Annotated in this window: 14 protein-coding genes; 7 read left to right on the forward strand and 7 right to left on the reverse strand. The window is 73.5% G+C overall.

Annotated elements, in window-relative coordinates:
- Positions 1–209 precede the first annotated feature (209 nt).
- Together NOD94_RS17865 and NOD94_RS17870 are read right to left on the reverse strand one after the other, a co-directional pair.
- Entirely contained in the window at positions 210–530 is a 321-nt protein-coding gene (locus tag NOD94_RS17865; RefSeq protein WP_348652338.1) for an SHOCT domain-containing protein, read from the reverse strand.
- A gap of 4 nt (positions 531–534) precedes the next feature.
- Positions 535–975 carry a DUF6325 family protein gene (locus NOD94_RS17870; RefSeq protein ID WP_281206962.1) on the reverse strand — a complete coding sequence of 147 codons (441 nt, stop codon included), beginning with the start codon at positions 973–975 and terminating at the stop codon, positions 535–537.
- A 147-nt stretch (positions 976–1122) separates the two neighbouring features.
- On the opposite strand from NOD94_RS17870, the gene NOD94_RS17875 reads away from it, so the two are divergent.
- Together NOD94_RS17875 and NOD94_RS17880 are read left to right on the forward strand one after the other, a co-directional pair.
- On the forward strand, positions 1123–1908 hold the full coding sequence (locus NOD94_RS17875; RefSeq protein WP_281206963.1) for a hypothetical protein: 786 nt from the start codon (positions 1123–1125) through the stop codon (positions 1906–1908).
- An 82-nt stretch (positions 1909–1990) separates the two neighbouring features.
- On the forward strand, positions 1991–2152 hold the full coding sequence (locus NOD94_RS17880) for a hypothetical protein (protein ID WP_281207009.1): 162 nt from the start codon (positions 1991–1993) through the stop codon (positions 2150–2152).
- 62 nt (positions 2153–2214) lie between these two features.
- Here the strand turns inward: NOD94_RS17880 and NOD94_RS17885 are convergent, their stop codons facing one another.
- Positions 2215–3039, reverse strand: a complete 825-nt coding sequence (locus tag NOD94_RS17885; protein ID WP_281206964.1) for a VOC family protein — start codon at positions 3037–3039, stop codon at positions 2215–2217.
- A gap of 175 nt (positions 3040–3214) precedes the next feature.
- Here NOD94_RS17885 and NOD94_RS17890 point away from each other — a divergent pair, with 175 nt between their 5' ends.
- Entirely contained in the window at positions 3215–4051 is an 837-nt protein-coding gene (locus NOD94_RS17890) for a sulfurtransferase (RefSeq protein ID WP_281206965.1), read from the forward strand.
- A 94-nt stretch (positions 4052–4145) separates the two neighbouring features.
- Here NOD94_RS17890 and sepH read toward each other — a convergent pair whose 3' ends face one another.
- Positions 4146–5171, reverse strand: coding sequence for a septation protein SepH (gene sepH, locus NOD94_RS17895; protein ID WP_281206966.1), 1026 nt, complete (start codon positions 5169–5171; stop codon positions 4146–4148).
- Between the two features lie 538 nt (positions 5172–5709).
- Between sepH and NOD94_RS17900 the strand changes: the two genes are divergently transcribed.
- On the forward strand, positions 5710–6579 hold the full coding sequence (locus tag NOD94_RS17900) for a hypothetical protein (RefSeq protein WP_281206967.1): 870 nt from the start codon (positions 5710–5712) through the stop codon (positions 6577–6579).
- 20 nt (positions 6580–6599) lie between these two features.
- Here the strand turns inward: NOD94_RS17900 and NOD94_RS17905 are convergent, their stop codons facing one another.
- Both NOD94_RS17905 and NOD94_RS17910 read right to left on the reverse strand, forming a co-directional pair.
- On the reverse strand, positions 6600–7937 hold the full coding sequence (locus NOD94_RS17905; protein WP_281206968.1) for a D-arabinono-1,4-lactone oxidase: 1338 nt from the start codon (positions 7935–7937) through the stop codon (positions 6600–6602).
- Complete coding sequence (locus NOD94_RS17910) at positions 7879–9144, reverse strand: MFS transporter (RefSeq protein ID WP_281206969.1); 1266 nt, start codon at positions 9142–9144, stop codon at positions 7879–7881. Before NOD94_RS17910 ends, NOD94_RS17905 begins: the two co-directional genes overlap by 59 nt.
- A 196-nt stretch (positions 9145–9340) precedes the next feature.
- On the opposite strand from NOD94_RS17910, the gene NOD94_RS17915 reads away from it, so the two are divergent.
- Entirely contained in the window at positions 9341–10501 is a 1161-nt protein-coding gene (locus tag NOD94_RS17915) for a ferrochelatase (protein ID WP_281206970.1), read from the forward strand.
- A gap of 22 nt (positions 10502–10523) precedes the next feature.
- Positions 10524–11324, forward strand: a complete 801-nt coding sequence (locus NOD94_RS17920; RefSeq protein WP_281207006.1) for an inositol monophosphatase family protein — start codon at positions 10524–10526, stop codon at positions 11322–11324.
- Between the two features lie 195 nt (positions 11325–11519).
- Here NOD94_RS17920 and NOD94_RS17925 read toward each other — a convergent pair whose 3' ends face one another.
- On the reverse strand, positions 11520–11687 hold the full coding sequence (locus tag NOD94_RS17925; protein WP_281206971.1) for a hypothetical protein: 168 nt from the start codon (positions 11685–11687) through the stop codon (positions 11520–11522).
- A gap of 254 nt (positions 11688–11941) precedes the next feature.
- Here NOD94_RS17925 and NOD94_RS17930 point away from each other — a divergent pair, with 254 nt between their 5' ends.
- Complete coding sequence (locus tag NOD94_RS17930) at positions 11942–12595, forward strand: response regulator transcription factor (protein WP_281206972.1); 654 nt, start codon at positions 11942–11944, stop codon at positions 12593–12595.
- Positions 12596–12600 lie beyond the last annotated feature (5 nt).

The following is a 12600-nucleotide window of genomic DNA, read 5'->3' on the forward strand; positions in this document are numbered from 1 at the left end:
CTGGAGTTCCTGGAGGCGCACGCCCCGGACGAGGGGGGCCCGTCCGGACCCCGCTCGTAGGAGACCGACGCGCCCGGGGGCGGGCCGCCCCCGGCCGCGGGGACGGCGGGCCGGCGGGCGCCCCGCGGGCGCCGGGGCCGCCGGCGCCCCCGCGGCCGGCCGTCCGCGCCTCCCGAGCCGACGGAGCCGACGGAGCCGGCTGACGGGCCTCAGCCGCTGAGGATCCGGGCCTTCTCCGCCGCGAACTCGGCTTCGGTGAGGACGCCCTGTGCCTTCAGCTCGGCCAGTTGGGTCAGTTGACCGACCCGGTCCACCGCGGGCGGCGCCGGGGCGGCGACCGGTACCTGGGCGGCCGTCCGGTCCACCGGCTCCTGTTCCCCGGCGTCGGCGGCCGTCCGCTGGTCGGCGCCGCGCTCCGCGGCCGCGCGCTGCATCCGGCCCGACACCGCGGTGGCCGTGCCGGCCACGACCGCGGTCCGGGCCATGGTGCCGAGCAGGCCCGGCCGTCCCATCCGTCGACGCATCACCATGTCGTCAGCCCTCCTCGTCCAGGGCGGTGATCGCCCGTACGACCTCGGCGCGGGGGATCCGCTCCATGAGGACCACCTGCCCGTCGGACTCCCGCAACGCCGTGGCGAGTCGGGACGCCCAGGTGTTCTCCCGGACGAGGACGACCGCCGACGAGTTGTCCGGCAGGTGCTCGGCCACCCGGGTGAGGCCCTCGTCGCTGATCAGGTCGAAGCCCTCGCCGGTCAGCCGCCGGAACGCTTCGTCCACCACGGCGTCGTCGAGTTCCACCACGGCGACGGATCCGTCCGGTCCCTTGTTGACGAACGTCAGGTCGAGGATCCGGACCACCCCGCTCTCCTGCAGCTCGCGCAGGGCCGGGGCGACGTCGCCGTTGAACCGGTTGCCGTCGAAGGAAGGTCGGCAGGGCGGGGAGCCCTGCCGACCTTCCGGTGTCCCCGGCCCCACGAGCCCGGCCCATCCCCATCCGACCCCATCCGACCCCACCCATCCCCATCCCGCCACCGGCCCCGTCCCTGTGATCCGATCCCGCCGCCGGCGGCCCCGGGCCGGCCCTTATGATGCGGTGTTCATGATCGTCAGGGGGGCGATGTCGTGCGCACGTACGCGCGAAGTACCAGGAGACCGCGGAGCGAGGGCCGTTCGGGCTGCGTCGGCTTCCTCATGCTGCCGTTCGTCTTCGCCGCCCGGGTGCAACGCCCGGCGCGGACCGGGCGGCTGATCGATCCGCAGATCGAGGCCGCCAAGGTCGCCCGTACCGCCATCGGCGCCGCGGCCACCGGATGGCTGCTCTACTCCTACCCGCTGAGCCGGTCCGCGGGCTCGGTGCTGCAGGACAAGTTCGTCGAGTTCTTCCTCAGCGCGGGCGTGCTGCTGGTCCTCGTACCGATCGCGCTGGCCACCTTCGTCCTGAGCGCCCGACGACCCGGCCCCGCCTTCTACCGGGCCCGGCTGCGCGGCCCGCTCACCGCCCTAGGGGCGCTCTTCGGAACCGTCCTGCTCCTCCTGCTGGCCGGGCCCGCGGGCACCCTGATGACAGCGGACCACATGGGCGCCGCCGGGTTCCTCCTGAGCATCGTGTTCGGCGCCGTCTACCTGTTCGCGCTGCCCTTCGGCCTGGCCTCGGTGATGTACGGCGTCCACCACACCTTCCGCACCGCCGACGTCCACGAGGTGCTCCCGCCGCTGATATCGCCGGCCCTGGTGTGGGCGATGTGCGCGGTCCAGGTCTTCGACGCGCCGCCCGTCCACGCCCCGCTCGCCGTCCGGCTCCTCTTCCTGATCGGACCGCCGCTGTCGGTGACCGGGCTGTCGGTGTGGGAACTGCGCCGCCTGCGCGTCCGGTACGGGCTCACCCTGCGCTCCGCGCTCGGCCGATAGGGAGAACGGCCCGGGCGGGCGTTGCCGGGCCCCGCGTCCCCGGGCAGGGATCGGGCACCGGCCCGATCGAGGGGGAGCGCGCATGGACCGGCTACGACAGCACGTCTTCGAGCCGTACCCCGAGCTCCTCGTCAACGAGCGCGCCCGCAGCCAGATCCCGGGCCTGGGCCGCACCGTTCCGTACGCCCTCGGCAACGTCCTGCTCACCGTGTGGGGGTCGGCGATCGTGCTCATGGTCCGGTGACGGCACCCCGCGCGCCGCACCGCCGGGGACGGACCCCGGCGGTGCGGCGCATCGGGGTCACCTCACGCCGGGCCGCCTTCGCCGTAGGAGCGGATCAGGGAGAACACCGCCCCCTCCGGGTCCGCCACCGTGGCCAGCCGCCCGCGGATCCGGTCCCGGGCCGGGCTGACGATCCGTCCGCCCAGGTCCACCACCCGCTCGGCGGCCCCGTCCGGGTCGGCCACCTCGAAGTACGTCATCCAGTGCGGCCCCCGGTCACGGGGCAGCGCCCGCCCGACCCCGTGCACGGCGGCGACCGGCCGGCCCGCCAGCAGCAGCGTCAGGTAGTCCAGGCCGCCGGGGCCGTCGGCGTACAGCTCGGCGTCGGGGCCCTTGTACTCCTCCGCCTCGTGGCCGAAGACGTACGAGTAGAACGTGCCGACCGCCACGCTCTCCTGGGTGAGCAGCTCGTTCCACACGGGCGTGCCGGGCATCCCGAACGGTCGTGCTCCCGGCCGGTCCGCGGCCTGCCAGATCCCGAAGATCGCGCCCAGCGGGTCGGAGCAGATCGCCATCCGCTCCACCGGCCCGGCGTCCAGCGGGCCCACCGCGACCGTGCCGCCGCAGGACCGGATGGCCTCGGCGGTGGCGTCGGCGTCGTCGGTGGCGAAGTACGTGGTCCAGGCGACCGGAAGGTCCCGGTCCGGCGGTAGCTGGCCGATGCCCGCCACCTCTTCACCGTCGAGGAACGCCCGGACGTACGGGCCGAGGTGCTGCGGCCCCGGCTCGTACTCCCAGCCGAAGAGGTCGGCGTAGAAGGCCTCGGTACTCCCGAGACCGTGCGCCATGAGGCTCACCCAACAGGGTGTGCCGGGCGGGCGCCGCGAAGCCCGCGCTGCCTCGGTCATGTCAGCAGTCTCCTCCGTCTCGTCCCCGTACCCGCCCGATGCTTGCACCCCGGGACACGCGGCGCGCCCCGACCGGGCCGGGTCGTCCGGGCCCGGAGGAGAGATGACCGAATCCCGGCGGCCCGCTGGTGTCGGGCTCGTTACGCGGCCCCCGGGGCGGGGGCAAGATGGGCCCATGACTGCGATTCTCTCGGCCTCCGAACTGACGGACGAGCTGGCCGGACCCCGGCCGCCGGTGCTCCTGGACGTCCGCTGGCAACTGGGCGGCCCCGACCAGCGCCCCGCCTACGAAGCGGGCCACCTGACCGGCGCCGTGTACGTCGACCTCGACCGCGAACTGGCAGGTCCGCCCGGGTCGGGCGGGCGCCACCCGCTGCCGGACCCGGAGGCCTTCGCGGCGGTCATGCGCCGTGCCGGCGTGGGCTCCGACACGGCGGTGGTCGTGTACGACGGAGGGCAGGGCTGGGCCGCGGCCCGTGCCTGGTGGCTGTTGCGCTGGACGGGTCACCCGGCCGTGCGCGTCCTGGACGGTGGCCTGGCCGCCTGGACCGCGGCGGGCGGAGCGGTGACCTCCGACACGCCGAACCCCGCGGAAGGCGATTTCAAGCCAAACCCGGGGGCCCTGGGTCTGCTGGACGCGGACGGCGCGGCCGCCCTGGCCCGGGAGGGACTCCTCCTGGACGCGCGGGCCGGGGAGCGCTATCGCGGCGAGGTCGAACCGATCGACCGGATCGGCGGTCACATCCCGGGCGCGGTGTCCGCCCCGACCACGGAAAATGTGACGGACGACGGCCGGTTCCTGCCGGCAGGGGCCCTGCGCGCGCGGTTCGCGGAGCTGGGCGCCACCGGGGACACGCCGGTGGGCGTGTACTGCGGCTCGGGGGTCTCCGGGGCGCACGAGGTGCTGGCCCTGGAGGTGGCCGGAATCCCGGCGGCCCTGTACGCGGGCAGTTGGTCGCAGTGGTCCTCGGACCCGGAGCGGCCCGTGGCGACGGGACCGGACCCGCAGTAGACCGGTGCGCCGGCCGGTGGGGCGAGGCCGGTGGGAACGAAGGGCGGTCGTGCCGTGACGTCGCCGGGCGGGCGGCGCCACGGCACGGGCCGCGCTACTCCTGCTTCTTGCGCCGGGTCCCGAAGACGATCTCGTCCCAGCTGGGGACCGCCGCGCGGCGGCCCGGCCGGACGCCGTCGGCCTCGGCCTGGCGGTCCGTCGTACCGGTGAGCCGGTCGCGGTGGCCCGCCACCGTGCGCGGCATCAGCACGTCCGCGTACGCCGAACCGGCGCCCGCCGACGCCGCCGGGGCCGGCGGCTCCTCCGCCTCGATCTCCTCGACGGGGGCCTCGGGGCGCTCCGGGACGACCATGTCGCCGCGGAAACTCGGGACGGCTTCCAGCAGGCTGGTCAGCGTGTCCCGTTCCTCCTCGGGCTCCGGCGGAGGAGGGGTCCGGGTGTCGGGCCGTTCCAACTGGCGGTCCAGGGCCCGGTCCAGCGGCCGGTCCCGCGGCAGTCGGGCGATCCGCGGCACGAACGGGAAGCTCGGCTCCGGCGTCGCCGGCAGGTCGTCCGACTCGCCGATCAGGGAACGGGCCTCGTCGTCGACGGCCACGACCAGCCGGCGCGGCGGGTCGTACGTCCAGCTCGCCGAGTGCATCTCGGTGGCCACCCGGTAGACGAGGAGGACCTCCCACGTGCCGTCGTCGCGGCGCCAGGAGTCCCATTGCACGGATTCCTTGTCGGCCCCGCGCAGGGTGAGTCGTTCCTGTACGGCCTCGCCGAGTTGAGGTCCGGTGTTCTCGCCGGGGCGGCGGACGGGCGTCTTGCGGGCGCGCTCCGCCATGAAGGCGCGCTCGGCGAGTACGGGACCCTCGAAGCGGCGGACCCGGTCGACGGGGATGCCGGCGAGCTGGGCGACCTCCTCCGCGGAGGCACCGGCTCGTATGCGGGCCTGGATGTCTCGGGGGCGGAGGTGGCTCTCCACCTCGATCTCGATCTGGTTCAGGCGCGCGCGGTCATTGCGCACGGCAGCCCGCAGCCGCTCATCGATCGGAAGCGTGTACTCCGTGCTGTCCGCAGCCTTGAGCACCAGTCGTGTGCCGTCATTTGAGACGGCCACGACACGCAGTTCGGGCATGGGGACCTCCCGGGTGGTGCCTGCCGACGTCACGTGCGTCGCTGCTTCCGCTAGTCGAGTGTGGCCTGCCCGGGTGCAGCCTGCCACAACCTTGCCGTGTTAAACCGGCGTGTCGGGCAAGCGCCCTTGATCGACGTTATGGCACGGTTACCTGTTGGGCACGCACAGTGACCGATTGATTACTGTGCGCAGCAGGAACCCGTGCAATACCGCGGCATCACCGGTCTTGAGTGCCGTTTCTTCATTAGTCGGCTCCCTCTCCCGAGCCCGGACATCCGTAAGGAAGGACGGCCCCAGGGCTCGCCACAGTACTCCATTCGGGCCACCTGGGTGGACCGCCGCGCCGCCGAAGTTGTCCCGGGCGGCGGGAGTTGGGCTGCCCGAAATCGGGTCCGAATCCGGGCCGACCTGCGGGCGCGCCCGATTTCGGGTGTTGTGCTTCACAGAATCCCCAGAAATGGAACTTTCCCTTTCGCTCAGGTGTCAGTAACTGCTGACGGACGACGAGCGCGAGAGGCGTGACACACAGGGGATGGCGATGGGTCAGAAGGCGGCAGCGGAAACCGGACCGGAGCGGGCGGACGAGGGCAAGAAGCTCGATCTGAGCGTCGCCCAGATCGCGGGGACCTCGCTCGCCACGGTCGGGGCGGCGCTGCTCGCCTCGCAGCTCGGCGTCTACGGGACCATCGTCGGCGCCGGCGTGGTCAGCGTGGTCGCCACCGCGGGCGGGCCCGTCATCCAGCACGTCTTCCGGCGCACCGGCGACCAGTTGCGCGAGGGCGCCCGGCCCAGGGTCCGTCAGGTCCCGCCGCGGCAGGGGCCGGACACCGGGACGACGGTGCCGCCGGCCGCCGCCGGGCCGTCGGGGGAGTTCGGCGACGCCACCGTGCACGGCACCCGCGTACGGGGCTGGAAGCGCACGGCGGCGGCATCGGCGGCCGCCTTCGCCGTCGCCATCGGCGGACTCGGGACGTACGAGGCCGTCGCCGGCACCTCCGTGAGCAGGGGCGGCGACACGCTCTGGTCCGCCGGCACCCGCAAGGCCGCCGACCACCGCCCCGCCCCGCCCGGGACCGGGCCGGGCGCGGGGGAGAAGGGCGGCGAGCGGGGCGGGCACGGCGACGACGGCAAGAGCGGCAAGGGTGCCGACGACGGGAAGGGCACCGGGGACGGGCCGACCCCCGGGCCCGGGAGCTCCCCGAGCCCCTCCCTCCCGGACGGCGACGGGAGCGGCAGCCCCGCCCCCGGCACATCCCCCTCCGGGACCCCGTCGCCGCCGGCGTCCCCGTCCCCGCCGGTCACGCCGAGCGGCAAGCCGTCCTCGTCGGTCGCCCCGACGCCGACGCCCGGCGGCGGCACGGGCGGAGCCGATTCCGGACGGGGGGCCGGGGCGCCGAGCGGCTCCTGACCGCCCGTCGGCCGATCCGGTCAGGCTCCCAGCACGCGCCGCAGGTAGTCGTTGCCGAACAGCCGGTCCGGGTCGAGCCGGTCGCGCAGCGCGGCGAACTCCCCGAAGCGCGGGTAGACCCCGGCGAGGTACTCCGCGTCCCGGGTGTGCACCTTGCCCCAGTGCGGCCGCCCGCCGTACTCGGTGAAGATCCGCTCGGCCGCCGTGAAGTAGGCCCGGTACGGGGTGCCCCGGTACATGTGAACGGCGATGTAGGCGGTCTCGCGCCCGGAGGCCGTCGACAGGGTGATGTCGTCCGCCGGAGCCGTGCGCACCTCCACGGGGAAGCTGATCCGCAGCCCGGAACGCTCGACCGTGGCCTTCAACTCGCGCAGCGCGGCCATCGCGTTCTCGCGCGGCAGCGCGTACTCCATCTCCACGAACCGCACCCGGCGCGGACTGGTGAACACCTTGTACGGGATGTCCGTGTAGGTGCGGGCGGAGAGGGCGCGGCTGGCCACCTTGGCGATGCCGGGGATGGCCGCGGGGACGGCGCGTCCGAGGGAGTTGACGGCCTGGAAGACGCCGTTGGACAGCAGCTCGTCCTCGATCCAGGCGCTGACCGGTCCGGGCGGGGCCGCGGGGCCCTGGCTGCGGTTGTTCCGCTTGGTGTTGCAGTTGCCGGTGTGCGGGAACCAGTAGAACTCGAAGTGCTCGTTCTCGGCGACGTGCTCGTCGAACTCGGCGGTCACCCGGTCGAAGCCCATGGGCTCCTCACGGGCGGTCAGGAAGAAGAGCGGCTCCACGGCGAAGGTCAGCGAGGTGACGATGCCGAGCGCGCCGATGCCGAGCCTGGCGGCCGCGAAGACCTCGGGGTTCTCCTTGTCGGAGCAGTGCAGCAACCTGCCGTCGGCGGTGACCAGCTCCAGGGCGCGGATCTGCGCGGCGATGGAGGCGGAGTCGCGGCCGGTGCCGTGCGTGCCGGTGCTGGTGGCGCCGGAGACCGTCTGCTCCATGATGTCGCCCATGTTGGTGAGCGACAGGCCCTGCGCCGCGAGGGCCAGGTTGAGGTCCTTCAGTACCGTGCCGGCCGCCACCGTGACCGTGCCGGCCGCCCGGTCGACCTCCTTGACGCCGGCCAGCGCCTGCGGGCGCACGAGGACGCCGTCGGTCGCGGCCGCCGCCGTGAAGGAGTGGCCGGTGCCGACCGCCTTGACCCGCAGCCCCTCCTCGGCGGCCCGACGGACCGCCTCCTGGAGCTCCCCGACCGAGGCCGGCGTCACCACGCGGGTGGGTCTGGCCCGGACGTTGCCCGCCCAGTTACGCCACTCGGCCGGCCCGCTCTTCCCCGCCGTCCGCACTGTCGGTGTCTGCGCCATCGCTAGAGGGCTCCTCCCCTTGCGCCGGCCTGGTCAGCCGGCGGTAACCCGCGAACGCCACCGCCGCCGCGGCCGTTCCCGCCGCGATGGAGACGACGTACCCCCGCTGCGCGCCGGCCGCGTCGATGACCAGACCGGTCACCGACGAGCCGACGGCGACGCCGACCGCGAGCCCGGTGCTGATCCAGGTCATGCCCTCGGTGAGCTTCGCGCGTGGTACGTGCGCCTCGATCAGGGCCATCGTGGTGATCATCGTGGGTGCGATGGCGAGGCCCGAGACGAAGAGCGCCGCGGCCAGAAACGGAAGGTTCCCGGCCAGTAGGAGGGGGATCATACTCACGGCCATCGCACATACGCCCAGTACCCAGCGCACTTCGGTCCGCCCCTTGAGATGGAGCAGGCCGAACACGATTCCGGCGAGGCAGGAGCCGAGGGCCCAGACGGCCAGGATCAGGCTGGCCGAGGACTTGCTGCCCTGCTCCTCGGCGAAGGCCAGGGTCGAGACGTCGATGGAGCCGAAGATCGCTCCGGTGGCCACGAACGTGGCCGTCAGCACCTGGAGGCCGGGGGAGCGCAGGGCCGAGGCGCGGTCGGTGTGCTCGCCGCGCGGGTGCGGCTCGGGCTCGGTGTCCCGCTGCGCGGTGAGCAGCCACACGCCGACGAGCAGGCAGACGGCGGCGATCAGGGGGCCGGCCTCGGGGAACCAGGTGGTGGACAGCCCGATGGCGACGATCGGGCCGAAGATGAAGCAGACCTCGTCGACCACGGATTCGAAGGAGTACGCGGTGTGCAGCTCGCGCGGGGAGTCCCGGTAGATCGTGGTCCATCGGGCGCGGACCATCGAGCCGACGCTGGGGACGCAGCCCGCGACGACGGCGCACACGAACAGGGTCCAGTCCGGCCAACCGTTGGCGGCGGCCAGCAGCATGACGGCAACGGCCAGTACGGAGATCAGCGTCGCGGGGCGCAGTACGCGGCGCTGCCCGTACTGGTCCACGAGGCGGGATATCTGGGGGCCGAGGACGGCGGCCGAGAGGGCGAGCGCGCCGGTCAGCGCACTGGCCATCGCGTAGCGACCGGTGATCTCGGAGATCATGGTGAGGATGCCGACGCCCACCATGGAGAGCGGTAGGCGGCCTATGAGGCCCGCGATGCTGAACCCTTTGGTGCCGGGGGCAGCGAAGATCGCGCGGTAGGGACTGGGCAAGGGATCTCCGTAAGGGACGTCATTCGCCCCTACAGGTTACGGGCGGCGGCGCGGGGCCCGCACGGGGACCGCCCTCGGACCGGAGACCGGGACGGGCTCGACTCGATGCGACTTAGGGTCACCTTACCTGCGCCGCGTCCGAGATGCGGACGCGGCAGCTTCTCGTCGGCGAAGGCGTGGTGGCAGGATTCGAGGCATGTCAGACCAGCTCCGTGCCCCCGAAGCGCCCGTGGCCGAAGGCCTCGCCGCCCCCTATGACGCCCTCCTGCTGCTGTCCTTCGGCGGCCCCGAGGGACCCGACGACGTCGTGCCGTTCCTGGAGAACGTCACGCGCGGGCGCGGCATCCCGCGCGAGCGGCTGAAGGAGGTCGGGCAGCACTACTTCGGCTTCGGCGGGGTCAGCCCCATCAACGGGCAGAACCGCGAACTGCTGGACGCCCTGCGCAAGGACTTCGCCGAGCACGGGCTGGACCTCCCGGTGTACTGGGGCAACCGCAACTGGGCGCCGTACCTGACCGACGTGCTGCGGGAGATGGCCGCCGACGGCCGTCGCCGCATCGCGGTCCTCACGACCAGTGCGTACGCCTCGTACTCGGGCTGCCGGCAGTACCGGGAGAACCTGGCCGACGCCCTGGCCGCGCTGGCCGACGAGGGCGTGGGCGAACTGCCCCGGGTGGACAAGCTGCGGCACTACTTCAACCACCCCGGCTTCGTCCAGCCGATGATCGACGGGGTGCTCACCTCGCTGGCCGGGCTGCCGGCCGAGGTGCGCGACGGGGCCCACCTCGTCTTCACCACGCACTCCATCCCCACCGCGGCGGCCGACGCCTCCGGCCCGACCGCGGAGCACGGCGGGGGCGGGGCCTACGTCAAGCAGCACCTGGACGTCGCGAAGGTGATCGCGGACGCCGTGCGGGCGGAGACGGGCCTCGAACTGCCCTGGGAGCTGGTCTACCAGTCCCGCAGCGGCGCCCCGCACATCCCCTGGCTGGAGCCGGACATCTGCGACCACCTGGAAGTGCTGCACGGCGCGGGCGCCCCGGCGGCCGTGATGGTGCCGATCGGCTTCGTGTCGGACCACATGGAGGTCCTGTACGACCTCGACACCGAGGCGACGGCGAAGGCGGCCGAACTCGGCCTGCCGGTCGCCCGCTCGGCCACGGTCGGCGCCGACCCGAGGTTCGCCGCGGCGGTGCGCGACCTCCTGCTGGAACGGGCCGCCGGCGAACGCGGCGAGAGCGTCGAGCGGTGCGCGCTCGGCCTGCTGGGAGCCGGCCACGACCTGTGCGCCGTGGGCTGCTGCCCCGCGCGGGCACCGCGGCCGGCGGCCGCGGGCGCCGACAGCCCTTACGCGTAGACGACTCAGGGGAGAAACGTTGATTTCCGAAGAGCTCAAGGCCGAACTGCTCGACGTGGGCCTGGAGGCCGCCCGGCGGGCCGGGGCACTCCTGCGGGACGGCCGCCCGGCCGACCTGTCGGTGGCCGCCACCAAGAGCAGTCCGATCGACGTGGTGACCGAGATGGACATCGCGGCCGAGAAGTTGATCACCGGCATCCTCGCGGAGCGCAGGCCCGCGGACGGGCTGCTGGGCGAGGAGGGCGCCGACAGCCCCGGCACCAGCGGGGTGCGCTGGGTCATCGACCCCCTCGACGGCACCGTGAACTACCTCTACGGGCTGCCCAGCTGGGGCGTGTCCATCGCGGCCGAGTACCGGGGCGAGACCGTGGTGGGCGTCGTGGAGGCGCCGATGCGCGGGGAGACGTTCCAGGCCGTCCTCGGCGGCGGCGCACGGCTGGGCACCGCCCGGCTGGCCTGCCGGGCGGACGCGCCGCTGGACCAGGCGCTGATCGGGACCGGCTTCGGCTACGTCCAGACCCGGCGGGCCCACCAGGCCGAGGTCGCGGCGCGGATCATCCCGCGCGTGCGCGACATCCGCCGGGGCGGCTCGGCGGCCCTGGACCTGTGCGACGTGGCCGCCGGACGCCTGGACGGGCACTACGAGCGCGGGTTGAACCCCTGGGACCTGGCGGCGGGCGACCTGATCGCCCGCGAGGCGGGCGCCCTCAGCGGCGGCCGGCCGGGCGAACGGGCCTCCGGGGAACTGGCGCTGGTGGCCACGCCGGCCGTCTTCGCCTCGCTCCAGCCGCTGCTGGAGGAGGCCGGGGCCTGGCACGACTGACGCCCCGTACGACGGACGGCCCCGCACGCGACCGGGGAACGAGTCGGCCCCGGTCGCCGAACGCGGCGGCCGGGGCCGGAAGCTCTGGGTCACGAGGTGGTGCGGTACCGCGGCTCTCGATGGTGCGTACTGAAGTGGTGCGGGGTTCCTTGGTCCGTGGGGCGGGTGCCCCGGGGTGTCGGGGTGCCGCGGGGGTCAGGCCGCCGTGACGGAGACGCCGTGCTCCGCCGCGAGCCGCTGGAGATCTTCCAGTTCGGCCTGTTCCACGTCCGCGAGGTGGTCGTCGCCCGTCTCCCGGGCCTTGCTGAGGTCCGACTGGGTGTTCCTGATGCGCTGCAGGAGACCCGCGCTGAATGCGTCCATGATGGGTGCGCCCCCTCTTCGTGGGCCGGCGACGGATGAGCGCGTGTCAATCCGCCGTCAAGGAATGGTTGGGGTGTGGTGAGGTCCTCCCCGGCACCCTGGGCGCAGAAACCTCGTAAGACGAGGGAATCCTCACGTCCACTCCGCCCGCGCGCGCCCCCGCAAGGCCGCCTTACAGCCGGTTTACGGATGAAACCGGCAGGATGGGCGGGCCATACACGTGTGCCCAGCCGGGCTCGAAGGAAGGAAACGACGTGCGCGTACTCGTCGTCGAGGACGAGCAACTGCTCGCCGATGCGGTGGCCACCGGCCTGCGCCGGGAGGCCATGGCCGTGGACGTCGTGTACGACGGCGCCGCCGCCCTGGAGCGCGTCGGGGTGAACGACTACGACGTCGTCGTGCTCGACCGGGACCTTCCGCTGGTGCACGGCGACGACGTCTGCCGCAAGATCGTCGAGCTGGGCATGCCCACCCGGGTGCTCATGCTGACCGCCTCCGGCGACGTCAGCGACCGGGTCGAGGGACTGGAGCTGGGCGCCGACGACTACCTGCCCAAGCCCTTCGCCTTCACCGAGCTGACCGCCCGCGTGCGCGCCCTCGGGCGGCGTACGACGGTCGCCCTGCCGCCCGTGCTGGAGCGGGCCGGGATCAAGCTCGACCCGAACCGGCGCGAGGTGTTCCGCGACGGCCGGGAGGTGCAGCTGGCGCCCAAGGAGTTCGCGGTGCTGGAGGTCCTCATGCGCAGCGAGGGGACCGTGGTGTCCGCCGAGCAGCTCCTGGAGAAGGCCTGGGACGAGAACACCGACCCCTTCACCAACGTGGTCCGGGTGACCGTGATGACCCTGCGCCGCAAGCTCGGCGAGCCGCCGGTCATCGTGACCGTCCCCGGTTCGGGATACCGGATCTGACGCGG

This window comes from Streptomyces sp. Isolate_45, assembly GCF_024721315.2.
In the GTDB taxonomy this organism is placed as follows: domain Bacteria; phylum Actinomycetota; class Actinomycetes; order Streptomycetales; family Streptomycetaceae; genus Streptomyces.